General features: G+C 72.7%; 22 protein-coding genes. 10 read left to right on the top strand and 12 right to left on the bottom strand.

Annotated elements, in window-relative coordinates; all coding sequences use genetic code 11:
• Positions 1 to 2 precede the first annotated feature (2 nt).
• Complete coding sequence (locus tag AB0B55_RS29540; RefSeq protein ID WP_357123357.1) at positions 3 to 587, bottom strand: HhH-GPD-type base excision DNA repair protein; 585 nt, start codon at positions 585 to 587, stop codon at positions 3 to 5.
• Positions 588 to 682: 95 nt separating this feature from the next.
• On the opposite strand from AB0B55_RS29540, the gene AB0B55_RS29535 reads away from it, so the two are divergent.
• The 5 genes from AB0B55_RS29535 (at position 683) to AB0B55_RS29515 (ending at position 4,752) form a co-directional block, all read left to right on the top strand.
• Complete coding sequence (locus tag AB0B55_RS29535; RefSeq protein WP_357122693.1) at positions 683 to 2,167, top strand: methyltransferase; 1,485 nt, start codon at positions 683 to 685, stop codon at positions 2,165 to 2,167.
• Complete coding sequence (locus AB0B55_RS29530) at positions 2,164 to 2,373, top strand: hypothetical protein (protein ID WP_357122690.1); 210 nt, start codon at positions 2,164 to 2,166, stop codon at positions 2,371 to 2,373. Before AB0B55_RS29535 ends, AB0B55_RS29530 begins: the two co-directional genes overlap by 4 nt.
• Positions 2,373 to 2,795 carry a D-aminoacyl-tRNA deacylase gene (gene dtd, locus AB0B55_RS29525; RefSeq protein WP_357122687.1) on the top strand — a complete coding sequence of 141 codons (423 nt, stop codon included), beginning with the start codon at positions 2,373 to 2,375 and terminating at the stop codon, positions 2,793 to 2,795. The genes AB0B55_RS29530 and dtd overlap by 1 nt, the downstream gene beginning before the upstream one ends.
• 466 nt (positions 2,796 to 3,261) lie before the next feature.
• Positions 3,262 to 4,254: an RNA polymerase sigma factor SigB gene (sigB, locus tag AB0B55_RS29520; protein WP_357122684.1), complete on the top strand. Its 993-nt coding sequence runs from the start codon at positions 3,262 to 3,264 to the stop codon at positions 4,252 to 4,254.
• A gap of 90 nt (positions 4,255 to 4,344) precedes the next feature.
• Positions 4,345 to 4,752 carry a VOC family protein gene (locus tag AB0B55_RS29515; RefSeq protein WP_357123354.1) on the top strand — a complete coding sequence of 136 codons (408 nt, stop codon included), beginning with the start codon at positions 4,345 to 4,347 and terminating at the stop codon, positions 4,750 to 4,752.
• Positions 4,753 to 4,765: 13 nt separating this feature from the next.
• Here AB0B55_RS29515 and AB0B55_RS29510 read toward each other — a convergent pair whose 3' ends face one another.
• From AB0B55_RS29510 to AB0B55_RS29500, 3 genes are read right to left on the bottom strand one after another with little or no spacing between them, the layout of a single operon-like run.
• The gene (locus AB0B55_RS29510) at positions 4,766 to 7,321 is read right to left on the bottom strand and encodes a GNAT family N-acetyltransferase (RefSeq protein ID WP_357175246.1); all 2,556 of its coding nucleotides are present in this window, start codon (positions 7,319 to 7,321) and stop codon (positions 4,766 to 4,768) included.
• Between the two features lie 15 nt (positions 7,322 to 7,336).
• Positions 7,337 to 8,518: an acetoin utilization protein AcuC gene (locus AB0B55_RS29505; protein ID WP_357175243.1), complete on the bottom strand. Its 1,182-nt coding sequence runs from the start codon at positions 8,516 to 8,518 to the stop codon at positions 7,337 to 7,339.
• A 48-nt stretch (positions 8,519 to 8,566) separates the two neighbouring features.
• Entirely contained in the window at positions 8,567 to 9,427 is an 861-nt protein-coding gene (locus tag AB0B55_RS29500) for a sulfurtransferase (RefSeq protein ID WP_357122675.1), read from the bottom strand.
• Between the two features lie 100 nt (positions 9,428 to 9,527).
• On the opposite strand from AB0B55_RS29500, the gene AB0B55_RS29495 reads away from it, so the two are divergent.
• The gene (locus AB0B55_RS29495; protein WP_355053263.1) at positions 9,528 to 10,217 is read left to right on the top strand and encodes a metal-dependent transcriptional regulator; all 690 of its coding nucleotides are present in this window, start codon (positions 9,528 to 9,530) and stop codon (positions 10,215 to 10,217) included.
• A 15-nt stretch (positions 10,218 to 10,232) separates the two neighbouring features.
• On the opposite strand, the gene AB0B55_RS29490 is transcribed toward AB0B55_RS29495, so the two are convergent.
• Together AB0B55_RS29490 and AB0B55_RS29485 are read right to left on the bottom strand one after the other, a co-directional pair.
• Entirely contained in the window at positions 10,233 to 10,778 is a 546-nt protein-coding gene (locus AB0B55_RS29490; RefSeq protein ID WP_357122672.1) for a hypothetical protein, read from the bottom strand.
• A gap of 88 nt (positions 10,779 to 10,866) precedes the next feature.
• Entirely contained in the window at positions 10,867 to 11,121 is a 255-nt protein-coding gene (locus tag AB0B55_RS29485) for a DUF5522 domain-containing protein (protein ID WP_357122670.1), read from the bottom strand.
• 50 nt (positions 11,122 to 11,171) lie between these two features.
• Between AB0B55_RS29485 and AB0B55_RS29480 the strand changes: the two genes are divergently transcribed.
• Complete coding sequence (locus AB0B55_RS29480) at positions 11,172 to 12,131, top strand: MerR family transcriptional regulator (RefSeq protein ID WP_357122667.1); 960 nt, start codon at positions 11,172 to 11,174, stop codon at positions 12,129 to 12,131.
• On the opposite strand, the gene AB0B55_RS29475 is transcribed toward AB0B55_RS29480, so the two are convergent.
• Positions 12,107 to 13,042, bottom strand: a complete 936-nt coding sequence (locus AB0B55_RS29475) for a DUF2332 domain-containing protein (protein ID WP_357122664.1) — start codon at positions 13,040 to 13,042, stop codon at positions 12,107 to 12,109. The genes AB0B55_RS29480 and AB0B55_RS29475 overlap by 25 nt on opposite strands.
• 138 nt (positions 13,043 to 13,180) lie before the next feature.
• On the opposite strand from AB0B55_RS29475, the gene AB0B55_RS29470 reads away from it, so the two are divergent.
• Together AB0B55_RS29470 and AB0B55_RS29465 are read left to right on the top strand one after the other, a co-directional pair.
• A complete protein-coding gene (locus AB0B55_RS29470) occupies positions 13,181 to 14,293 on the top strand; it encodes an FAD-dependent monooxygenase (RefSeq protein ID WP_357122661.1) in 1,113 nt (370 codons plus the stop codon).
• 144 nt (positions 14,294 to 14,437) lie between these two features.
• Complete coding sequence (locus tag AB0B55_RS29465) at positions 14,438 to 14,566, top strand: hypothetical protein (RefSeq protein WP_357122658.1); 129 nt, start codon at positions 14,438 to 14,440, stop codon at positions 14,564 to 14,566.
• Between the two features lie 102 nt (positions 14,567 to 14,668).
• Here AB0B55_RS29465 and pyrE read toward each other — a convergent pair whose 3' ends face one another.
• From pyrE to nrdR, 3 genes are all read right to left on the bottom strand, one after another.
• The gene (gene pyrE, locus AB0B55_RS29460; RefSeq protein ID WP_357175240.1) at positions 14,669 to 15,193 is read right to left on the bottom strand and encodes an orotate phosphoribosyltransferase; all 525 of its coding nucleotides are present in this window, start codon (positions 15,191 to 15,193) and stop codon (positions 14,669 to 14,671) included.
• Between the two features lie 174 nt (positions 15,194 to 15,367).
• Complete coding sequence (locus AB0B55_RS29455; protein ID WP_357175237.1) at positions 15,368 to 18,274, bottom strand: vitamin B12-dependent ribonucleotide reductase; 2,907 nt, start codon at positions 18,272 to 18,274, stop codon at positions 15,368 to 15,370.
• A 35-nt stretch (positions 18,275 to 18,309) separates the two neighbouring features.
• Positions 18,310 to 18,810, bottom strand: a complete 501-nt coding sequence (gene nrdR / locus AB0B55_RS29450) for a transcriptional regulator NrdR (RefSeq protein WP_355053254.1) — start codon at positions 18,808 to 18,810, stop codon at positions 18,310 to 18,312.
• A gap of 518 nt (positions 18,811 to 19,328) precedes the next feature.
• Here nrdR and lexA point away from each other — a divergent pair.
• Positions 19,329 to 20,114, top strand: a complete 786-nt coding sequence (gene lexA / locus AB0B55_RS29445) for a transcriptional repressor LexA (protein WP_355053253.1) — start codon at positions 19,329 to 19,331, stop codon at positions 20,112 to 20,114.
• Between the two features lie 114 nt (positions 20,115 to 20,228).
• On the opposite strand, the gene AB0B55_RS29440 is transcribed toward lexA, so the two are convergent.
• Together AB0B55_RS29440 and hflX are read right to left on the bottom strand one after the other, a co-directional pair.
• A complete protein-coding gene (locus AB0B55_RS29440) occupies positions 20,229 to 21,959 on the bottom strand; it encodes a hypothetical protein (protein ID WP_357175234.1) in 1,731 nt (576 codons plus the stop codon).
• A 50-nt stretch (positions 21,960 to 22,009) separates the two neighbouring features.
• Positions 22,010 to 23,464 carry a GTPase HflX gene (gene hflX, locus AB0B55_RS29435; RefSeq protein WP_357122642.1) on the bottom strand — a complete coding sequence of 485 codons (1,455 nt, stop codon included), beginning with the start codon at positions 23,462 to 23,464 and terminating at the stop codon, positions 22,010 to 22,012.

Below are 23,464 nucleotides of genomic sequence, written 5' to 3'. Positions count from 1 at the left end.
CGTCAGCCCTGATCGGCCTTCGCCGCCGCCTTCATCTGCTGCTTGTACTCCCGCACCCGGCGCAGCGAGTCGGCGTCGGTGACGTCCGCCACCGACCGGTACGCGCCGGGGTCGCCGTACCCGCCGGCCGCCGTCCGCCAGTCCTGCGGGGTCACCCCGAACCGCTTGCCCAGCAGCGCCACGAAGATCTGCGCCTTCTGCCTGCCGAAGCCGGGCAGGTCGGCGACGCGCCGCAGCAGCTCCGGCCCGTCGGCGACGCCCGACCACAGCAGCGCCGCGTCGCCGTCGTAGCGCTCCACGAGCACCCGGCAGACCTCCTGCACCCGCGTCGCCATCGCCTTGGGGAACCGGTGCAGGGCGGGCGGAGTGGCGAAGAGCGCGATCAGCGCGTCCGTGTCGTAGCCGGCCAGCTCCGCCGCGTCCAGGTCGTGACCGAGCCGCTGCGCCAGCACGTACGGCGAGGAGAAGGCCTTCTCCATCGGCACCTGCTGGTCCAGGGTCATGCCGATGAGCAGGGCCAGCGGGCTGCGCTCCAGCAGTCGGTTGGCCTCGGGGCCGATGGGAAGCACGAGCGTCATGGCCACCATCGTGCCCCGCCCACCGACCCGGTCGGACACCGACGCTCCGACGTCCGTCGGCGGGTGCCGCCGACCCGGGACGCGACGCGGGGCAGGATGGCGACGTGGACGAACACGACATGCTGCTCTCCCCCGCCGGCGTCGACGCCCTGCGGACCGCGCTGACCCGGGCCGGGTTCACCAGCAACGGCATCGCCGAACGGCTCGGCCCGCAGGCCACCGCCTCGGTCGCGCGCAACGACTACCGGGCCGCGCTGCGCGCAACCGAGGACCGCGATCCGCTCGCCACGCTGATCCGGCTGTTCATCTGCGACCAGACCGAACCGGAGACTGCCGTCGCCGCCGCGCTGGCACCGTTGGGGCTCGCCGAGGCGCTGGCCGGCGGGATCGTCGAGCGGTACGACGAGGGCCTGCGCGCGGGCGTCGACCTGGAACCGTACGGCGACGACTGGTGGGTGCTCGCCGACGTGCCGGCCTCGGCCCGGCCCGGTCGACCCCTGCACGCCGAACACGTGCTCGGTATCGGCGGGGCCACCCACACCCTGATCGGGGCGACCGTACGCCGGCCGGTCGGCGCCGCGTTGGACCTGGGCACCGGCTCCGGCGTGCAGGCCCTGCACCTCGCGACCCACGCCGACACGGTGACTGCCACGGACCTCTCCGAGCGGGCCCTGCGCTTCGCGGCGACCAACGCCGCCCTCAACGGCCAGGACTGGGAGCTGCTGCGCGGCGACATGGTCGCGCCGGTGGCCGGCCGTCGATTCGACCTGGTGGTGAGCAACCCACCGTTCGTGGTGGGCCCGGGCACCACCACACACGTCTACCGCGACTCGGGTCGGGTGGGTGACGCCATCGCCGCCGAGCTCGCCGCCGCCGCCCCCGGCCTGCTCACCGAGGGCGGCACCATGCAGTACCTCGCGAACTGGGTGCACGTCGCCGGTGAGGAGTGGGACGAGCGGGTGGCCGGCTGGTTCGCGGGAACCGGCCTGGACGCCTGGGTGATCCAGCGCGAGGTCGCCGATCCGATGGCGTACGTCGACCTGTGGCTCACCGACGTCGGTGAGGGCGCCGACCCGCAACGGGCGGCCGTCTGGCTGGACTGGTTCGACCAGCACAAGATCGAGGCGATCGGCTTCGGGATCGTGTCCCTGCGCCGCGGCGGCCACGCCGATCCGGTGGTCCGCGTGGAGGACCTGCGCCAGCGGGTCCAGCCGCCGCTGGGCGACCAGATCGGCGCGTGGTTCGACCGCCAGGACTTCCTGCGGGTACGGGACACGGAGGCGTTGCTCGCCGAACGCTACCGGGCCGCCGACGGTCTCCAGCTCCGCCAGGAGGCCACCATGGGTGACGAGGGCTGGGCGGTCGACCGGCAGGTGCTCGCGATGCCGCACGGCCTGCGCTGGACCGAGGAGATCGACCCGTTGGTGCTGGCGCTGGTCGGCGGGGCGGACGGCCGCCTACCGCTCCGCGACCAGCTCGCCCTGCTCGCGGCCGCCCACGACGTCGAACCCGCCGAGATGGCCGAGGCCGCCGGCCCGATCGTCGCGCACCTGGTCGAGCGCGGCTTCATCCAGCCGGTGACCGAGTGATGCCGCGGACCGGCGCGGCGACGCTGCCGCCGATTCCTGCGGCGGCAGCGGTGCCCACGGTGGCGGCGCTGGTGCCGACACCCGCGGCGCTGGTGCCTCCGACGGCGGCGGCGCTGGTGCCGATGGCGGCGGCGCTGGTGCCGACGGCGGCGGCGCTGGTGCCGACAGCGGCGGCGCTGGTGCCGACAGCGGCGGTGGTGCGCTGATGCGGGCCGTGGTGCAGACGGTCGGGCGGGCCAGCGTGACGGTGGACGACGAGGTCGTCGGTGCGATCGAGGACGGCCTGCTGGTGCTGCTCGGCGTGACGCACACCGACACCGCCGAGACCGCCGCGACGATGGCCCGCAAGGTGCACGAGCTGCGCATCCTGGACGACGAGCGGTCCGCCGCCGACGTCGGGGCGCCGATCCTGGTGGTCAGCCAGTTCACCCTCTACGGCGACGCCCGCAAGGGCCGCCGTCCGAGTTGGACAGCAGCGGCCCCCGCCGAGATGGCCGAACCCCTGGTGATGGCGGTGGTGGAAGCCCTGCGCCAACGCGGGGCGAAGGTCGAAACCGGCCGCTTCCGCACCCACATGCTCGTGGAAAGCACCAACACAGGCCCCAAAACAATCCTCCTAGACCTCTAACCCCTCCCCTCCCCTTCCCCCCTCCCCTCCTCCCTCTCCCCTTCCCCCCTCCCCGCGTCGATCAAGAGGTTCGCGTCAAATTCCGCACGATTCTTGACGCAAACCTCTTGATCACCGGGAGCGTCGGGGGCGCCGGGAGCGCCGACAGCGCCGACAGCGCCGACAGCGCCGACAGCGCCGACAGCGCCGACAGCGCCGACAGCGCCGACAGCGCCGACAGCGCCGACAGCGCCGGGAGCGTCGACAGCGCCGGGAGCGCCGGGAGCGTCGACAGCGCCGGGAGCGTCGGGGGGCCCGGGGGGGCGGCAAGCGGGCTGGTGACAGTTTTTTGTGGCGATCCTGCGGGATTGCTGTCGGGTCCGCGATCAGCTCACTCCCGTTTCACGTCCCGCCCGCCAAGCTGTGTCTCACACCGGCACCACTGGGCCGGAGACACGGCACAGACGTGGGATACGGGGAGACGAAGATGACGGAACACCGGACGCGCCCGGCCACCAGCACCGAGACCGAGGCCCTCACCGACCTGGACGCCACCGACGAGCGCGGCATCTCCACCGACCTGGTCCGGGCGTACCTCAACGGCATCGGCCGGACGAAGCTGCTGACGGCCGCGCAGGAGGTCGAGCTGGCCCGGCGGGTCGAGGCCGGACTGTTCGCCGAGGAGAAGCTCGCCACCTGCACTCCGGTCTCGGACGAACTGCGGGCCGACCTGGAGCTGATCGTCGTCGAGGGCCGCGCGGCCAAGGACCACCTGCTGGAGGCGAACCTGCGGCTGGTGGTCAGCATCGCCAAGCGCTACACCGGACGCGGGATGGCCTTCCTCGACCTCATCCAGGAGGGCAACCTCGGTCTGATCCGGGCGGTGGAGAAGTTCGACTACGCCAAGGGCTACAAGTTCTCCACGTACGCCACCTGGTGGATCCGGCAGGCCATCACCCGCGCCATGGCCGACCAGGCCCGCACCATCCGTATCCCGGTGCACATGGTCGAGCAGGTCAACCGGATGGTCCGGGCCCGCCGCGAGCTGGCGGTGACGCTGGGCCGCGAGCCCGGCGTCGCGGAGATCGCCCGGGCGCTGGAGATCCCCGAGTTCCAGGTCATCGAACTCATCTCGTACGACCGGGAGCCGGTCAGCCTGGACCAGGCCGTCGGCGACGACGGGGAGAGCGCGCTCGGTGACTTCGTGGCCGCGGTGGACCCGCGTACCGACCCGGGCGAGGGGGCCGCGCAGGGCGAGCTGCGTAACGAGGTGAGTGTCGTGCTGGCCACGCTGTCGCAGCGGGAGCAGGCGGTCATCCGGCTCCGGTTCGGGCTGGACGACGGCCGGCAGCGCACCCTGGACGAGGTCGGCCGGGAGTTCGGCCTGTCCCGCGAGCGTATCCGGCAGATCGAGAAGGGGACGCTGCTGAAGCTGCGCGCGCCGGAGCGGGCCCAGCGCCTGGAGGCGTACGCCTGCTGACGCGCCCGAAGTTGTGGAAGGCCCTGGCGGTTCGCCGGGGCCTTTCCCCTTGCCGCGATGGTTGACTGGAGACCCGACGAGAGGCCACCCGTGAACTGGACGCTGGAAGTCGTGATCGTGCCCGTGTCGGATGTGGACCGGGCGAAGAGCTTCTACGCCGACCAGCTTGGTTTCGCCGTCGACCACGACACCGTGATCGGTGACGACGCGCGCATCGTGCAGCTGACCCCGCCCGGTTCCGGCTGTTCGATCGTGGTCGGCAAGGGCGTCGTCCCGGAGATGCCGCCCGGCTCGCTCAGGGGCCTGCAACTGGTCGTGCCCGACCTGAAGCGGGCCCACGCCGAGCTGGTCGAGCGGGGCGTGCGGGTCAGCGAGATCCAGGTGGTGGGCGTCAACCCCCGACCGGTGCCCGACCCGCTGGACAATGTCGGCTTCGTCTTCTTCGCCGACCCGGACGGCAACACCTGGGGCGTGCAGCAGATCTCCAGCCGCGCCTGACCGACGCGCGCCCTCACAGGCGGCGGGGGCCGGTGTCCGGCCGGGCGGCCACGCCGCCGACGCGTACCTGGGCGTGCAGGACCGAGATGCCGTCCGGGCGGGCGAGCACCGGGTTGAGGGTGACCGAACGTACCCGGGGCTGCTCGTCGGCGAGCTGACCGACCCGCAGCAGCAGGTCGGCCAGGGCCGCGCGGTCCACCGGCGCGGCGCCCCGGTGTCCCCGCAACAGCGGCGCCGCGCGGGGCTCGTCCACCAGTTCGGCGGCGTCGGTGTCGGTGAGCGGCACCGCCCGCCAGGCCCGGTCCCCGAGCAGGTCGGTGGCGACTCCCCCGAGGCCGAAGCCGACCACCGGGCCGAACGCCGGATCTTCCACCAGTTCCACCACGCAGGCCACCCCGGGCGGGACCATCGGCTGCACCAGCACGTCCGCGCCGAAGCCGGCGGCCATCTCGGTGTACGCGCGGCGGACGCCGGCCTCGTCGCGCAGGTCGAGACGGACCGCTCCCAGGTCGAGCCGGTGCCGCAGCCCCGGATCGGCAGCCTTGAGCGCCACCGGGAGACCCACCCGCGCCGCCGCTTCGGCCGCCGCGTCGACCGTGTCCACGAGCGTCGACGGCACGGTCCCGATGCCGTACGCGGCCAGCAGCGCCCCCGCGTCGACGGGGTCGGCGCGCAGCGCGGCCTGCGCGGCGTCCCGGTCGATGCGGGGCAGCTCGGGTGCCACGCCGGACGGGCGGCCCAGCCACCGCGCGTACCGGTGCACCCGGGCGAGGGCGCGGACAGATTCCTCCACGCCGCCGTACGCGGGCACCCCGGCGGGCAGCCGGCCGACCAGGAAGGTCGCCACGGTCGGTTTGCCCAGGGCGAGGGCCGCCGGAAGGGCGGCGGTGACGTCGGCGTCCACGTCGGTGCGTTGACCGGGCAGCGGTGGGGCGAAGACCACCACGAGGGCGTCCACCCGGTCGTCGCCGGCCGTCTCGGCGAGGGCGGTGGCGAACTCGGCGGCCCCGGCGCTGGGCCCGACGTCACGGGGGTAGCCGTCGGCCACGGTCAGGCCCTGCGCGACGCACGCCCTCGCCGCCAACCCGGTCAGCGCCGACGAGTTGCCGACCACGCCGACCCGGTCGCCGGTGGGCAGGGGCTGGTTGGCCAGCAGCACCCCCACGTCGAGCAGTTCCGCCACCGTGTCCACCCGGATCACCCCGGACTGGGCGAAGAGCGCGGCCACCGCCACCTCGTCCGGGCCGGCGGCGTCACCGACCCCGGGCGGGCGGGCCGGCGAGGCGAGCGCCACCACCGGTTTGGCGCGACCGATCCGCCGGGCCAGCCGGGCGAACTTGCGCGGGTTACCGAACGTCTCCAGGTACAGCATGATCACGTCGGTGCCGGGGTCGTCCTGCCAGTACTGCAACAGGTCGTTGCCGGACACGTCGGCCCGGTTGCCGGCGGAGACGAAGCTGGACAGGCCGAGGCCACGCCGGTCCGCCTCGGCGAGCAGCGCCACCCCGAACGCGCCGGACTGGCTGAAGATCCCCACCCGACCGGCCGGCGGCAGCGCGGGCGCGAGCGTGGCGTTGAGGCGTACCGTCGGATCGGTGTTGGCCACGCCCAGACAGTTCGGGCCGACCACGCGCATGCCGGCGGCGTGGGCCGCGCGGACCAGCGACCGCTGGGTGGCCGCGCCCTCGCCGCCGGCTTCGGCGAAGCCGGCCGAGATCACGACGAGGCCGTGCACGCCGGCGGCGGCCGCGTCGGCGACCACCGCGGTCGCCGCCTCCGGCGGGACCGCCACCACCGCCAGGTCCACCGCCACCTGGGCGTCGACAGCGCTCGGGTACGCGGGCAGCCCGGCCACCGTCGACGCGCTCGGATGCACCGGCACGACCGCGCCGGTGAACCCGCCGTCGCGCAGGTGCCCGAGCACCGCCGCGCCGACGCCCTGCCCGGTGGCGCTCGCGCCGTAGACGGCGATGCCCCGCGGCGCGAGCAGGCGGGCGATCGAACGCGCCTCGGTGCGGTGCTCCCGGCCGCGCTGCACCTCCAGGGTGGCCTCGGTCGGGGCGATCGGGAAGCTCAGGTGCACCACGCCGTCGGCGTACGCGCGCTGGACCTGGTAGCCGAAGTCGGCGAAGACCCGCAGCATCGTCCCGTTGGCCGGCAGCACCTCGGCGACGAAGCTCATGATGCCGTTGCGCCGGGCGGCGTCGGCCAGGTGCTCCATCAGCACCGAGCCGATGCCCCGGCCCTGGAAGGCGTCCTCCACCACGAAGGCCACCTCCGCCTCGGGCGCCTGCGGGCCCAGGCGCTCGTACCGGCCGACCGCGACGATCTGGTCGGCGGCCAGCACCACGAACGCCTCCCGGTCGTGGTGGTCGACCGTGACGAAACGGATCAGGTCGCGTTCCGGGATGCGCGGGTACGGCGAGAAGTACCGCAGGTAGCGGGTGCGCTCGGAGAACCGGCTGTGCAACGCCACCACGCCCGGCGCGTCCGTCGGGTCGATCTGTCGCAACTGGACCGTGCTGCCATCGCTGAGCAGCACGTCGGCGGGTTGGTCCACGTTCGTCACCGGAAACGGCCCGGCTCAGTCCCGCGGATCGTACGGATCGAGCCCGAGCAGCGGGAAGACGGTCTTGCGGGTCGCCGCGATGGCCCGGTCCACCGCGTTCGGCTCGCCCGTCGGCTGCCACGGCTCGTACGACGGGTCGGCGTCGTCGGTCATCCGCAGCGGGATCTCCCGGCCCGGTCGACGGGCCGCCGCCAACTCCCGCCAGGCGAGCGGGGTGAGCGTCGCCGGGTCGATCGGGTCGCCGGTCGCCACGGCCAGCAGGTGCGTCCACGCCCGGGGCACCGCCTCGACCAGCGCGTACCCGCCGCCGCCGGTGGCGACCCAGCGGCCCTCGCACAGCTCGTCGGCGAGCGACCGCAGCGCAAGGTAGGTCGCGCGCTGCCCGTCCACCGTCAGGTTCAGATCGGCCAGCGGGTCCAGCCGGTGCCCGTCCGCGCCGCACTGGGTGACGAGCACCTGCGGGCGGAACGCGCGCAGCACCGACGGCACGATCGCGTGGAACGCCCGCTGCCAGCCGGCGTCGTCGACGCCCGGAGGCAGCGGCATGTTCACCGCGCTGCCCTGCGCGCCCGGCCCGCCGGTCTCGTCGGGAAAGCCGGTACCGGGAAAGAGCGCCAGCGGCGTCTCGTGCAGGCTGACCGTGAGCACCCGCGGGTCGTCCCAGAAGATGTCCTGCACACCGTCGCCGTGGTGCACGTCCACGTCGACGTACGCGATCCGCTCCGCGCCCAGGTCGAGCAGCCGGGCGATGGCCACCGCCGGGTCGTTGTAGACGCAGAAACCGGACGCCCGGGCGGGCATCGCGTGGTGCAGGCCACCGGCCACGTTGACGGCCCGACGGGCGTCCCCCCGCCAGACCGCCTCCGCGGCGGCAACCGTCGCGCCGGCGATCAACGCGCTCGACTCGTGCATCCCCTCGAAGATCGGGTTGTCGGAGGTGCCCAGCCCGTACCCGGCGAACAGCGGGTCGCGCGGCGCGGCCCGTACGGCGGCCAGGTAGGCCGGGTCGTGCACGCGGGTCAGCAGGGCGTCGTCGGCGGGCTCCGGCTTGACCACGCGCACACCGGGTCGGGTCAGGACGCCCAACTCCTGGGCGAGCGCGACGGTCAGCTCCACCCGGACCGGGTCGAGCGGATGGTCACCCAGGTTGTAGGCGAGCAGCGCGGGGTCCCACACCACCACCGTGTCGTCGGGCATGAGCCCATCGTCGCACGAGGACCGTCGTCGGCCCGTCGCACGCGCTGGTCAGCGCTCTGGTGTCGGCCCGGTGGCGACCGGCCGGGACGCGTCGGCGACCCAGTTGCTCCACGACCCGACGTACAGCGCGGCGTCCGGCCGGCCGGCCAGGTGCAGCGCGAGGACCGCCTGCGCGGCGGTGACACCGGAACCGCAGTACGCCCCGACCTCCCGCGCCCCCTGGACGCCGACGGCGGCGAACCGGTCCCGCAGCACCTCGGCGGCCGGGAAGCGCCCGTCGGCGCCCACGTACTCGCCGGCGGGCAGGTTCGCCGCGCCGGGCACGTGACCGGCGACCGGATCGATCGGTTCGACCTCGCCCCGGAAGCGCGGCGCCGCGCGCACGTCGAGCAGCACGGCGTCGTCGGCGCAGGCCAGGGCGGCGGCCTGCCCGGCGTCGAGCACCGGGAGCGCACCGGGGCGCACCTCGACGTCGCCGGGGCGCGGGGTGGGCGCTTCGGTGGAGACCGGTCGGCCGGCGGCGACCCAGGCCGGGAAGCCCCCGTGCAGCAGGCGCACCGGCCGGTGCCCGACCCACCGCAACGTCCACCAGGCGCGGGCGGCGGCCAGGCCGTCGCCGCCGTCGTACACCACCACGGGGTGACCGGAACGGACGCCGGCGGCCCGCAGCGCCCCTCGCAGCGCGCCCGGGTCGGGCAGCGGGTGCCGGCCGCCGACGCCGGGCGGCCCGCACAGCGCGGTGTCCAGGTCGACGAAGACCGCGCCGGGCAGGTGGCCGGCCAGGTAGTCGTCGTGGCCGGGCGGGCCGGTGAGCCGCCAGCGGACGTCGAGCAGGGTGGGCGGGTCGGCGTGGTCGAGTTCGGCGGCGAGCCGGTCCACCTCGACGAGCAGCTCCTCGGTACCGGACATGGCGACCATCCAACACCATCCGGGTCAGCACGGTGCGATTCGGCAGCGGTCGCTCGGCGCGCGGCAGGGTAGCATCGTGCATCGGAGGGCCGCTTACCTTATGAAGTCTCACGATCTGGTCGACACGACCGAGATGTACCTGCGCACCATCCTCGAGCTGGAGGAGGAGGGAGTGCCGCCGCTGCGCGCCCGGATCGCCGAGCGCCTCAAGCAGAGCGGCCCCACCGTCAGCCAGACCGTGGCCCGGATGGAGCGCGACGGCCTGCTCACCGTCGAGGGCGACCGGCACCTGACGCTCACCGCGCTCGGCCGGGGCACCGCCGTGGCCGTGATGCGCAAGCACCGCCTCGCCGAGCTGCTGCTCGTCAACGTCATCGGGATGCCCTACGAGGAGGCCCACGAGGAGGCCTGCCGCTGGGAGCACGTGATGAGCGACGCCGTCGAGAAGCGGGTGTACGACCTGCTCAACCGGCCGACCCGCTCGCCGTACGGCAACCCGATCCCGGGTCTGGAGGAGCTGGGCTCCCCCGGGGCCCCGGCCAGCGAGGCCGGCGAGGGCGAGCGCAACCTGGCGTTCCCCGGGCTGTCCGGGCCGGTCGTGGTCCGCCGGATCTGCGAGAGCGTGCAGACCGACTCCGACGTGCTGCGCCAACTGCACGCCGCGGGCGTCGACCCGGGCGCCACGGTGACCGTGGCCCAGGAGCGCGACGGGGTGTCGATCGACCGCTCCGGTGACCGGGTACGGCTGCCCCGCGAGGTCGCCTCCCGGGTCTTCGTCGCCGCCAGCTGACCGGGACTCGGGCGGTCACAGCGCCCGAGTGTCGACCTTCTTGGCCACGGCGATCAGCTCAGCGGCCAGCTTGTCCGCAGCAGTGCGCTCGCCCCGGGCGCCGGTCCAGGTCAGGGTGGCGAGTCGGCCGTCGGTGGCCAGCCAACCGACCTCGGCGACCGGCCCGTGCCCGCCGCTCGCGGCGGCCGTCCGCCGGTACGCCTGCTGACCCAGGCCGGTGACCTTCGTCGCCTTGTCGGGCACCACGTCCGCGCCGAAGGTGGTCTTGTCGATGCTGGTCTCGGACACGCTGAGCGTCAATTCCGGCAGCGCCGCGCGCTCGGCCCGGACCACGCAGGTGTGGGTGTCGTTCCGCTCGCTGGCCGCCGCCACGTCGAAGCGCACCTTGACGATCTCTTCGATCACCGCGAAGTCCAGCAGCCGGCACGCCCCGCCCGACGAGGCCGCCGCCACGTCCAGGGCCACCGGCGCCGGTGGTGGCACCGCCACCGGCCCGGCCTCGGCGGCACAGCCGCTCACCAGCAGGCCCGCCAGCCCGGCGACCACGATCCGCCCGCGCACGTTCCACCCTCTCGCCGACCGACGGCGGAAGGGGCCCGCCGGATGTCCGTCGGAAACCGTACGGGGTGTCCGGGTCCGGCGGAAGTCCTCATTCCGAGGGTGGATCGTCCACGTACGGGCAGTGCCGGCAACCCCGTCCGCAGCACGTGCCACGACGTGCCAGGAAGCCGGCGCTGAGCACGAACAGACCCGTCGCCGGATCGGGGTAACCGGCCTCTCCGGCGGCCAGCGCGGCGTCGTGCGCGGCGAGGATCCGGGCCCGGTCGGGGTGCTCGGGCGGCAGGCGGGACGGGTGCGGCTCGGTGAGCGGCCGGCCGGCCAGGGGTCGTCGCTCTCCGCTCACCGGGCCAGTCTGCTTGAGTCTCCACCGGGGGGAGACGCGAGGGTGGTGGCATGAGCGGTGACGAGCGGTACACGATCGGCGACCTGGCCCGGCGCACCGGCCTGAGCGTCAAGACCATCCGCTACTACGCCGACAGCGGGATCGTCCCGCCGACCGACCGGAGCTCCGCCGGCTATCGCCTGTTCGACGCCGAGGCGGTCGCCCGGTTGGAACTCGTCCGGACGTTGCGTGACCTGGGCGTCGACCTGGCCGCCATCCGTCGGGTGGTGGACCGTGAGGCGCCCCTGCGCGAGGTGGCGGCCACCCACGCGCAGGCCTTGGCGGCGCAGATCCGCGTGTTACGACTGCGCCAGGCGGTGCTGACCGTCGCCGCACGGCGCGGGGCCGGCCCGGCGGAGGTCGACGACCTGCGCCGGTTGGCCCAGCTCACCGCCCACGAACGGGCGCACCTGGTGGACGACTTCCTGGACAGCGTCTTCACCGGCGATCCGCCGATGTACCCGGGTGTGCTCGTCTCGATGACGCCGGAGCTGCCCGACGACCCCACGGCCGAGCAGGTGCAGGCGTGGCTGGAGCTGGCCGAGCTGTGCCGCGACCCGACCTTCCGGACGAGCATGCGGCGGCTCGCCCGCCAGCACGCCGCCGACAACGAGGTGCCCGGCCTCCCCCGCCCGGACGCCGTCGCCCTGGTCCGGGACGGGGTGGCGGCTGCCCTGGCCGCCCGTCTCGATCCGGCTGGGCCCGAGGCCGATCCGGTGGTCGCGGCGGTCACCGGCCGGTACGCCCGCCTGCACGGCCTCGCCGACGACGCCGACCTGCGCCGACGGATGCTGGACCGGCTGGTCCTGGCCAACGACCCCCGCCGGGACCGCTACCTCGACCTGCTGTCGGTGATCAACGGCTGGTCGGGTGGGGGTGCGGTCGCGCCGGCCGTGGGCTGGTTCGTCCGAGCGTTGCGCGTCCGGATGCCGGTGGAGGCTCAGCCTCAGCCGAACCAGGTCATCGCCTGACCATGGCCCCGGGTCCAGGCCAACGGCTTGCCGTCCAGCGCGAGGACGTTGTGCAACGCCGCGTTCGGCGAGTCGGGTAGCCCCTCGTGGGGCAGCACCTCCGGGGCCTCGTTCGCGATCCAGTGCCCTGGCAGCTCACCGACCAGCCGCACGAACGCGTCCCGGCGCGCGGCGGGTACCTGGTAGAGCACGGACGTGTGGAAGACCACGAGCGTCGCGTCGGCCGGCGCGCGGGCCGCCAGTGCCGGCAGGTCGTCCACCAGGTCGCCCCGGACCAGCAGCGGCGGGTCGGCGGCGGCGACCGCCGCCGCCGCGCGCAGCCGGGCCCGCCGGTGCGCGTGCTCCGGCCAGATCAGGGCGTCCAACCAGGACACGTCGTCGGGGTCGCGCACGTCGAGCGGGTTCAGGTCGAGGCCGGCCCGCCACACCACCTGGGGTACGCGCCCAGGCGGCACCAACCCGCTGGCCGCGCACTCCAGGACGGGCCCGCCGTCGCCGACCTCGTGCTCGCCGTACCGGTAGGCGTACCGGTCGGGGTAGAGGCACAGCCCGGCCGACGCGCCGACCTCCAGCAGGGCGAGGGGCTGCGGCAGCGCGGCGAGCACCGGCAGCAGCACCGCGCACCGGCCCGCCTCGTTCGTCTGGGTGGCCCTGCGCTTCAGCTCGGTGTCGATTGCCGGCCAGTGGGCCAGCACGTAGTCGTGGAACGCGGTCGGGTCGTCGACCGGGCCGCCCAGCCAGCGGACCACGCCGTACAGCAGGTTCGGCTGGCGCTTGGCGGGCGGGAGCCCGTCGAGCAGGGCGAGCAGGGCGTGGTCGTCGGCGACGGCGTACGACAGCCGCTCGTACGTGGGTGAGACCCCGTACGCCTCGCGGCGGGCGAACTCGACGTACGCCTCGGCGGTTGTCATGCCCTGATCGTCGCAGCCCATTGGCCGGAAATTCAGCCCCCGGACCCGTGCGCTGGCTCACCCACCTTCTAGAGTGCTGCCGCGGCCAAACCGCTGAGCAGCAGCTCAGCCGGCCGGCGCAGCGGAAGGGAACACGTCGTGCGGGGTGACAATGTCCGGGTACTCATCGTCGGCGGGGGCATCGCCGGGCTGGCGACGGTCGCCGCGTTGCGTCCGTGGGGCGCGACGGTCGACGTGGTCGAGCGGGCACCCGGGCCGACCGACTCCGGCACCGGCATCTACCTCACCGGCAACGCGACCCGCATGCTCGACGTCCTCGGGCTGCGCGAGCCGGTCGCCGACGTCGACGTGGAGATCACCCGGCAGCGCAGCGCCAACCAGCAGGGACGTCGCCTCTTCGACATCGACGTGACCGCGCTGTGGCAGGGCGTCGGCCCGTGCGTGTCGCTGCCGAGGGCGCGACTGCACCGGGCCCTGGCGGCCGGCGTCGGAGACGCCCCGATCCGCTGGGGTCGCCACCCGGTCGCGCTCGACCCGGAGGGCGACCGGGTCGCCGTCGAGTTCGACGACGGCAGCACCGGACGGTACGACCTGGTGATCGGCGCGGACGGGGTGCACTCGACGGTGCGCCGGCTCGCCTTCGCCGGTCAGGCGGCCCGCGACCTGGGCCAGTACGCGTACCGCTGGGTCGCTCCCCGGATCGACGACGAGCCGTTCTGGTCGGTGCAGCTGGGGCGGGGCCGGCAGTTCCTGACCATCCCGATCAGCGCCGAGCACACGTACTGCTACTACAACGACGGCCCGGTGGCCGACCGGCCGGGCTGGCGCGACGACGTGGCCGCGTCGTTCACCGAGCCGGCGGCGACCATGCTCAAGGCCCTCGACCACGACGACAGCACCCTGCACGCCGGCCCGAACCAGGAGGTCGTCCTCGACTCCTGGACCCGCGGGCCGGTGCTGCTGATCGGCGACGCCGCCCACGCCACCTCGCCGAACATGGCCCAGGGCGCGGCGATGGCGCTGGAGGACGCGGTCGTGCTCGCCTCGTCGCTGGCCGCCGCCGACTCCCTCCCCGAGGCGCTACGGGGGTACGAGGCGCGGCGACGCCCCCGCACCAACTGGGTGCTCAGCCAGACCCACCGCCGGGACAAGGCCACCGGCCTCCCGCCCGCGCTGCGCGACCTGGTGATGCGCCGCCTCGGTGAGCAGATGTTCCGCTCGAACTACGGTCCGCTGTTCGCCCAGCCCTGACCCCCGTCGGGTCGGTCGGGACACATTCCACGATCATGCGCCCGGATTCCACGACCCGTTCAGCCGCCACCGCGCCCGGCTCACCAGGCCGGGTGGACGGTCGCCAGGCACGGCCGGCAGCAGCGGATCCGGGGAGTGGAGCCAGTGCGCAGACAGTGGACGAGCTGGGCGTTCGCCGCGGTGGCGACCGGTGTGGTGGTCGGCGTCGTGCCGTCTGCCGTGGCGGGCGCGATGGACGGCGCGCGGGCAGCGCCCCTCGGCATGATCCCTTGATGCTGACCAGTCGTGGCCGAGCTGCTGCGACTGGTCAGCATCAGATGATCGTGCCGGTGTTCTGAGCAGGAACTGGCTCACGCAGCCGCCTTGTCAGGCCACTCAGCCCGGCAGGGCGAGTTCCAGATCGCGACGGGTCAGGGCGGCGCGCAACCGCAGCCCTTCGGCGGCCAGATTCTCCAGCCCGCCCTGCTCGCGGTCGATCGCACAGATCACCGAGTCGACTGTCGCGCCGTTGGCCCGTAACTGCCGACACGACGCGAGCAAGGCGCCGCCGGTGGTGACCACGTCCTCGATCACCACGACCCGCCGGCCGTCCACGGGAGCGCCCTCGGCGGCCTTGCCGGTGCCGTACTCCTTCGCCTGCTTGCGGACGAAGGCGGTCAGCAGCCCGGTCAACTGGGACATCACGGTGGCGATCGGGATACCGCCCATCTCCATCGCCGCCAGCACGTCACACTCGGGCAGCAGGGCGACCATCGCCTCGGCCACCTCCCGCAACAGGCCGGGCTGCGCCTCGAACAGGTACTTGTCGAAGTACTCCTCGCTCGTCTGACCGGAGCGCAGGCGGAACGACCCGGTCAGGTGACACGTTTCGTAGACGCGACGCGCGAGGGGAGAAGTCACGCGGCGAGCCTCGCATCTCCCCGGCCGGCAACCAACCTCCGTGCCCACTGCGGTGGAGATCGAATTCGGCTGACAACGCCCAGCTTCGCGGACATCTCCCGAACCGGAACTGAGCCTCGCAAACAGCGCTGCCCCGACCTCGGGTCAGAGGCCGGGGCAGCGCTGGGGCGTACGTCAGCTGCAGCCGCTGGTGGAGCCGCAGCCCTCGCAGACGTAGCAGCTACCGGCCGGGCGCATCTTCGTACCGCAGGTGAAGCAGAGCGGCGCGTCGGCGGCCTTGCCGATCACGGCCTCCAGCAGCTCGGTGCTGGAACCCACGCTCGTCACCGGCTTGGCGGCGGCCACGTCGGCCATCTCCTGGGCCGGCTGGGCGACGGCCTCGGTCTTGGCCGGAGCCTCCACCGGCGCGGAGGACGCCATCGCGGTGAGATCCGCACCGGTGACGGCGGCGGCCTCCGCGTCGGCCTCGGCCCGCAACTGGGCGGCCCGCTCACCGGCGGTGAAGATGCCCAGCTCGGCGCGGCGCTCGTAGGGCAGGAAGTCCAGCGCCAGGCGACGGAAGATGTAGTCCATCACCGAGGCCGCCATCCGCACGTCCGGGTCGTCGGTCATACCGGCCGGCTCGAAGCGCATGTTGGTGAACTTGCTGACGAACGTCTCCAGCGGCACGCCGTACTGCAGGCCGATGCTGATGGCCACCGAGAAGGCGTCCATCACGCCGGCCAGGGTCGAGCCCTGCTTGGACATCTTGAGGAAGACCTCGCCGAGGCCGTCGTCCGGGTAGGACGACGCGGTCAGGTAACCCTCGGCACCACCGACGGAGAAGCTGACCGTCTCGGACGGGCGCTTCTTCGGCAGGCGCTTGCGCACCGGCCGGTACTCGATGACCTTCTCCACCGCGGCCGGCGCGGCGGTCGTGGTCTCGACGGTGGCCGGCTCGGTGGCCTTGTTCTTCTTGGCCACCGACAGCGGCTGGCCGACCTTGCAGTTGTCCCGGTAGATCGCCAGGGCCTTGAGGCCGAGCTTCCAGCCCTCGAAGTAGATCTTCTCAACGTCCTCGACGGTGGCCGCCTCCGGCATGTTGACCGTCTTGGAGATGGCGCCGGAGACGAACGGCTGGATGGCCGCCATCATCCGGACGTGGCCCATCGGGGCGATGGTCCGCTCACCCATCGCGCAGTCGAAGACCGGGTAGTGCTCCGGCTTCAGGCCGGGGGCGTCCACCACGTGGCCGTGATCGGCGATGTGCTCGACGATCGCCTCGACCTGCTCCTCGGGGTAGCCGAGGCTGCGCAGGGCGCGCGGCACGGTCTGGTTGACGATCTGCATCGAGCCGCCGCCGACCAACTTCTTGAACTTGACCAGCGCCAGGTCCGGCTCCACGCCGGTCGTGTCGCAGTCCATCATGAAGCCGATCGTGCCGGTCGGGGCGAGGACGCTGGCCTGCGCGTTACGCCAACCGTTCTTGTCACCGATCTTGTTGCCCTGGGTCCACTGCTTGGTCGCCTCACGGACGATCGCGGTGGCCACCGGGCTGGTCGGCTTGATCTCGTCATTGGCGGCGGCGTGCTTGCGCATGACCCGCTTGTGCGGCTCGGCGTTACGGGCGTAGCCGTCGTACGCGCCGACGACCCCGGCCAGCTCGGCCGAGCGCCGGTACGCGGTACCGGTCATCAGGGACGTGATCGCGGCAGCGACCGAGCGGCCCTGCTCCGAGTCGTACGGCAGACCGGTGGCCATCAGCAGGGCGCCGAGGTTGGCGTAGCCGATGCCGAGCTGCCGGTAGGCGCGCGACGTCTCGCCGATCTTCTCGGTCGGGAAGTCGGCGAAGCAGATCGAGATGTCCATCGCGGTGATGACGAACTCGACGGACTTGACGAACTTCTCCACCTCGAAGCCACCGTCGGCGCGGAGGAACTTCATCAGGTTGAGCGAGGCCAGGTTGCACGAGGAGTTGTCCAGGTGCAGGTACTCCGAGCACGGGTTCGACGCGGTGATCCGCCCGGTCTCCGGGCAGGTGTGCCAGTCATTGATCGTGTCGTCGTACTGCAGGCCCGGGTCGGCGCACTCCCAGGCGGCCTGGGAGATGGCACGGAAGAGGTTCTTGGCATCGACGGTCTCGATCGTCGCGCCGTCCAGCCGACCGCGCAGGTCGAAACCCTTGCCGTTCTCGACCGCCGACATGAACTCGTCGGAGACCCGGACCGAGTTGTTGGCGTTCTGGTACTGCACGCTGACGATGTCGGAGCCGCCGAGGTCCATGTCGAACCCGGCGTCGCGCAGCGCGCGGATCTTGTCCTCCTCGCGCGCCTTGGTGACCACGAACTCCTGGATGTCCGGGTGGTCCACGTCGAGGATGACCATCTTGGCCGCGCGCCGGGTGGCACCGCCGGACTTGATGGTGCCGGCCGAGGCGTCCGCGCCACGCATGAAGCTGACCGGGCCGGAGGCGTTGCCGCCGGAGGAGAGCAGCTCACGGGACGAGCGGATGCGCGACAGGTTGACGCCGGAGCCGGAGCCGCCCTTGAAGATCAGCCCCTCCTCCTTGTACCAGTCGAGGATGGAGTCCATCGAGTCGTCGACGGCCAGGATGAAGCAGGCGCTGACCTGCTGCGGCGACGGCGTACCGACGTTGAACCAGACCGGCGAGTTGAAGCTGAACACCTGGTGCAGCAGCATCCAGGTCAGCTCGTGCGCGAAGATCTCGGCGTCGGCCGGGCTGGCGAAGTAGCCGTACTCCTCGCCGGCGGTGCGGTACGTGCTCACCACCCGGTCGATGAGCTGCTTGAGCGACCACTCCCGCTCCGGGGTCCCCACCGCGCCCCGGAAGTACTTCGTGGTGACGATGTTCGCCGCGTTGACGCTCCACGACTCCGGGAACTCCACGCCCCGCTGCTCGAAGTTGATCGAGCCGTCCCGCCAGTTCGTCATCACGACGTCCCGGCGCTCCCACGAGACCTCGTCGTACGGGTGGACCCCCTCCGTCGTCCACACGCGCTCGATCTTCAGCCCCGCGCCTGCCTTGTTCCGTGAACGGCTCGTTGTCACGCCGTCGCCCCCCTCGTCTGCGCGGTCACCCACCGCGCGTCCTGATCTCTCGGAAAAACAGTGAAGTCTCAGTTGGTACGGCCGGCGGCCTCGACCGCGTCGGCCCGACCCTGCTCCCGGGCTCGCGCCGCAGCCCGCAGCGTCTCGATCTCGCGCTCGAAGTCGGCGAGCGAGTCGAAGGAGCGGTAGACGCTGGCGAACCGCAGGTAGGCGATCTCGTCCAGGTCGCGCAGCGGACCCAGGATCGCCAGGCCCACGTCGTGGCTGGGGATCTCGGCGGCCCCCTTGGCCCGGACCGTCTCCTCCACCCGCTGCGCGAGCAGCGCGAGTGAGTCGTCGTCCACCGGCCGGCCCTGGCACGCCTTGCGCACCCCGCCGATGATCTTCGTGCGGCTGAACGGCTCGGTCACCCCGCTGCGTTTGACGACCGCGAGGACCGCCTCCTCGACCGTGGTGAACCGCTTGCCGCACTCCGGGCAGGAACGCCGCCGCCGGATGAGCTGACCGTCGTCGGCCTCCCGCGAGTCGACCACCCGGGAGTCGGCGTGCCGGCAGTACGGACACCGCATCGCGGACCCCCTAATCATGATCAATCGCGTCGTACCGGACACACCCGGGCACAGGCCGCCGCAACGGTGCCATGCGCTCATGGCGCCCGCTGTGATCGACCCTACGGGAGTGCGGTCGGTAGTCAGACCCAACCTGTGGGCAACTTACGCCCGTGTCACTACTACATCTAGGGGTCGACGGTATGTCGCCGACGAACCCGGGTCAAGTTGACCGGCGTGTCCGGCGCGTCACGGACCATCGGCGTCGTCCACCCCCCGCGAGACCAACGCCGACACCCCGCCTGGGTTACCGGCCGCCCACCCCGAGCGCGACCGGAATCGGGCAACAATCGAACACGCGTGCTACTCGACGTACCATTTATCAGAACATCCGTACGAGGAGAGTGGTTTTTCACCCCGACACGCCGGTGAGAGGTCGTACAGATGTTTGAAAATGACCGATCTCACCTATACGGTCAGGAACAACCGCACGCACCACGAGCCGACGAGGCACCCAGCGCCGACCAGGGAGGACGGACGTGACCGAGGACCGGGCCAGCCGGCCGAAGAGCCCGCAGCAGATTACCGAGGCGGGCCCGCCGGCCACCCGACGCCGCACCGCCGCGCGCAGCCGGACGGGTCAGCCCGCCGTGCGCCCGGTCACACCGGTGGTCAGCGCCTTCCCCGACCCGGCGACGGTCGACCTGACCGCCCGCCAGCGCCGCATCCTGGAGTTCATCCGCACCTGGGTGGAGCGGCACGGCTACCCGCCGAGCGTCCGGGAGATCGGCGAGGCGGTCGGCCTGGTGTCCCCGTCGAGCGTCGCCTACCAGCTCAAGGAGCTGGAAAAGAAGGGCTTCCTGCGACGCGACCCCAACCGACCGCGCGCCGTGGACGTCCGCGCGCCCAGCGAAGCCATCGACGACGAGCTGTCCCGCGCCCAACGGCCCACCCCGGCGTACGTGCCGATGCTCGGCCGGATCGCCGCCGGTGGACCGATCCTCGCCGAACAGGCCGTGGAGGACATCTTCCCCCTCCCCCGCGAGCTGGTGGGCGAGGGCGAGGTCTTCATGCTCCAGGTCAAGGGCGACTCGATGCTCGACGCGGCGATCTGCGACGGCGACTGGGTCGTCGTGCGGCAGCAGCCGACCGCCGACTCGGGTGAGATCGTGGCCGCCATGCTCGACGGCGAGGCGACCGTCAAGACCTACCGTCGCCGGGACGGGCACGTCTGGTTGATGCCGCAGAACCCGGCCTTCGACCCGATTGCCGGTGACGACGCCACCATCATGGGCCGGGTCGTCGCGGTACTCCGCCGGATCTGACCGACACGCGGGTGGGTGCCGTCGGCGCTCACCCGCGTCGCTCGACCGTTCGCCCCCTGCTGACCGGGCAATCCGGCAGAACCGTCGCAGTGCGGCCAGGTGACGCCGATCGCGTCAGTAGCGGTCGCCCCGAGGGCCACGACCGCCGCCGGGATACTGCCCGTACGGGTCGACGGGCGCGTCATCCTCACGTCGGCGACCGGGCCGCTGAGCCCGGTAGTCCGGCTCCTGCCCACCGCGGCGCGGCGGCTCGGCCCGACCACCGCCGGCTCGACCACCGCCGGGCTGACCGCCGCCGGGCTGACCGCCGCCGGGCTGGCCACCGCCGCCGTACACACCGCCGCCCGGCCGGCCACCACCGCCACCGGGCCGGCCCCCTCCGGGACCGCCGGCACGGCCGCCGCCGTACACACCGCCGCCGGCCGGAGCGCCGCCAGCCCCACCGGGCCGGGCAGCGCCGTAACCGCCTCCTGCCGGGCCGGCTGGACGCCCACCCCCAGCACCGGCCGGACGTCCACCCCCGCCGCTGGGGCGTTCGCCTCCGCCGCCGTAGACAGCACCGCCAGCGGGAGCGGCACCGCCCCGGCCGGAGCCGCCGTAGACCCCGCCGCTGGCTGCTGCGCCGCCGTACACGCCGGCGTTGGGACGGCCGCCGCCCGGCGGAACACGGTCGGCCCCGGGCGTGCCAGCGCGGTCGTCGGCGTCGTCCGCCGAATCGTCGGCGGCGGGCGGTCGACGGCGGGCGCGCACGATGCCGAAGATGCCGGCGCCGACGAGCAGCAGACCGAGTACGCCGACCGCGCCCACCAGATAGGTGATATCGGTGAAGCTGAGCCCGTCCATCCACGACTTCTTGGCCGCCGGCTTGTCGCCCGCGGTCGCCGCCAACGGCTCGGCCGCGCTGGTGGACGGCGTGTAGCTCAGGATGTCGACCGGCTCGTCGGCGGCGAACTGACCGGCGTCGGAGACCGTCACGAAGGACTTGCCGTCCGGGGTGTAGGAGATCGCCTCGCCGAACGGGTCGGCCAGCGCCGTCACCCGTGGCTTACCGGTGGTGAGCGCTCCCACGATGTCGTTGTCGGTGACGTCGTACTCGAAGGCGTCCGCGTAGGTACGGACGACGACGCGGGTGCCATCCGGCGATCGGGCTGCGCCGGTGATCGCGAGCCGCCCGTAGACGCTCAGCGGATTCTCGGTGGTGGTCTTCGGCAGCTTGATCTCGCCGACCTTCTTCATCGGCACCGGCGGGGTGTCGCCGTTGTTCAGCTTCGCCGACGGGGTGAAGATCTCCGAGTTGCCCTTCGCCACCTTCGTGATGATCAGTGGCAGGCCGTCGGCCCCCACCAGCAGCGCCTCCGCGTCACGGGGCTTGTTCTCCGGGTAGGAGAGCCGGTGCAGCACCGGCTGCTTGTTACCGGCGATCGGCATCGTCCAGACCGCGATCCGCGTCCGCCGCTCCTTGCTGGTGGCGTTGTCGCCGATGTCACCGATCCACAGGGTGTCGCCCTTCGGCGAGACGGCGAGATCCTCGGTGTCGAACGGCCCCGAACCCGAGTAGCGGACCGCATCCTTGGCGACCTTGCACTTGCTGTCGAGGAAGAAGATCCGCTTCCGCGAGTCGACCTCGGTGCCGTCGTTGATGACGATGTAACCGCTCTTGGTCGCGACCAGGCCGGACAGCTCCCGCAGGCGCTCGTCGGTGACCGTACAGCGCTTCTTGCCGGCGACCGCGGCGAGCGGCTGGGATGACACGGGAGCGGGAGCGGCTACGGCGACTCCGGCCAGCGCCACGGTTGCCCCGAACAGGCCGAGGGCAACCGTGACCGAGGAAACAACGCGGCGCATTCGGCCAGTGTCGCATGCCGCGCGTTTCGGATGGATGACGCCGGGGCCGCTCAAGGCCGGCTGCCGACCGCCTCGCCCTTGGGCGCCACGTCGTACGGCGCCAGCTCGGCGGCGAGCGCCGCGCTGACCCGGACGTGCAGCAGAGTGCCTTCCGCCAGGTGCGACGTGCTGAGCACCTCGCCCGAACGGTGCACCCGGGACACGAGGTCCCCCCGGTCGTACGGCAGGACGGCCCGCACCTCCACGGCGGGCTGCGGAAGCCGCTCCTCGATCGCCGCGCGCAACCCGTCGACGCCCCGACCGGAGTGCGCCGAGACGAAGATCGCGTCCGGCCAGAGGCGCTTGAGCCGCAGCAGCGTGTCCTCGTCGGCAGCGTCGGTCTTGTTGACCACCAGCAGCTCGGGGAGCCGGTCCGCGCCCACCTCGGCGAGCACCTCGTGCACCGCCCGCACCTGCTCCTCCGGATCCGGATGGGTGCCGTCGACGACGTGCACCACCAGATCGGCCTCCGCGACCTCCTCCAGCGTCGAGCGGAACGCCTCGACGATCTGGTGCGGCAGGTGCCGTACGAAGCCGACCGTGTCGGAGAGCGTGTAGAGCCGCCCGTCCGAGGCGGTGGCCTTGCGGGTCGTCGGGTCCAGCGTGGCGAACAGCGCGTTCTCCACCAGGACGCCCGCGCCGGTCAGCCGGTTGAGCAGGCTGGACTTGCCGGCGTTGGTGTAGCCGGCGATGGCCACGGCGGGCACCGAGTTGCGGGTACGACGGGCACGCTTGGTGACGCGTACCGTCTTCATGCTCTTGATCTCGCGACGCAGCCGGGAGATGCGGTGCCGGATGCGCCGCCGGTCGGTCTCCAGCTTGGTCTCACCGGGACCACGGACACCCACACCGCCGCCGGCGCCGCCGCCGCGACCGGAACCACCGGTCTGGCGGGACAGCGTCTCACCCCAACCGCGCAGTCGGGGCAGCAGGTATTCGAGCTGGGCCAGCTCGACCTGCGCCTTACCTTCCTTGCTCTTGGCGTGCTGGGCGAAGATGTCGAGGATCAGCGCCGTGCGGTCGACGACCTTGACCTTGGTGCGCTGCTCCAGGTTGCGCAGCTGCGACGGGGACAACTCGCCGTCACAGATGACCGTGTCGGCGCCGGTGGAGAGCACCACCGCGCCGAGGTCGTCGACCTTGCCGCGACCGATGTAGGTGGCCGGGTCGGGTCGCGTACGACGCTGGATCAGCCCTTCGAGCACCTGCGAGCCCGCCGTCTCGGCGAGCGCGGCCAGCTCGGTCAGGGAATTCTCCGCGTCGGTCACCGTGCCCTCGGTCCAGACGCCCACCAGGACCACCCGCTCCAGCCGAAGCTGGCGGTATTCCACCTCGGTGACGTCGCTGAGCTCGGTGGAGAGGCCTGGGACGCGCCGGAGAGACTGCCGCTCCGACAGGTCCAGCTCGCCGGTGGTGACATCGTCGAACTCGTCCTCGACGGGGACGAAGTTCTCCTGGTCTCGCAA

This window comes from Micromonospora sp. NPDC049107 (assembly GCF_040648595.1).
In the GTDB taxonomy this organism is placed as follows: domain Bacteria; phylum Actinomycetota; class Actinomycetes; order Mycobacteriales; family Micromonosporaceae; genus Micromonospora.
The sequence above is the reverse complement of the archived record's forward strand: the minus strand, read 5'-3'. Positions and strand labels throughout refer to the sequence as shown.

Excerpts from the sequence above, each read along its gene's own strand:
- AB0B55_RS29540 (WP_357123357.1), bottom strand. The coding sequence starts at position 587 with ATGGTGGCCATGACGCTCGTGCTTCCCATCGGCCCCGAGGCCAACCGA.
- dtd (WP_357122687.1), top strand. The coding sequence starts at position 2,373 with ATGCGGGCCGTGGTGCAGACGGTCGGGCGGGCCAGCGTGACGGTGGAC.
- sigB (WP_357122684.1), top strand. The coding sequence starts at position 3,262 with ATGACGGAACACCGGACGCGCCCGGCCACCAGCACCGAGACCGAGGCC.
- AB0B55_RS29505 (WP_357175243.1), bottom strand. The coding sequence starts at position 8,518 with ATGCCCGACGACACGGTGGTGGTGTGGGACCCCGCGCTGCTCGCCTAC.
- AB0B55_RS29500 (WP_357122675.1), bottom strand. The coding sequence starts at position 9,427 with ATGTCCGGTACCGAGGAGCTGCTCGTCGAGGTGGACCGGCTCGCCGCC.
- AB0B55_RS29495 (WP_355053263.1), top strand. The coding sequence starts at position 9,528 with ATGAAGTCTCACGATCTGGTCGACACGACCGAGATGTACCTGCGCACC.
- AB0B55_RS29480 (WP_357122667.1), top strand. The coding sequence starts at position 11,172 with ATGAGCGGTGACGAGCGGTACACGATCGGCGACCTGGCCCGGCGCACC.
- AB0B55_RS29475 (WP_357122664.1), bottom strand. The coding sequence starts at position 13,042 with ATGACAACCGCCGAGGCGTACGTCGAGTTCGCCCGCCGCGAGGCGTAC.
- nrdR (WP_355053254.1), bottom strand. The coding sequence starts at position 18,810 with ATGCGGTGTCCGTACTGCCGGCACGCCGACTCCCGGGTGGTCGACTCG.
- AB0B55_RS29440 (WP_357175234.1), bottom strand. The coding sequence starts at position 21,959 with ATGCGCCGCGTTGTTTCCTCGGTCACGGTTGCCCTCGGCCTGTTCGGG.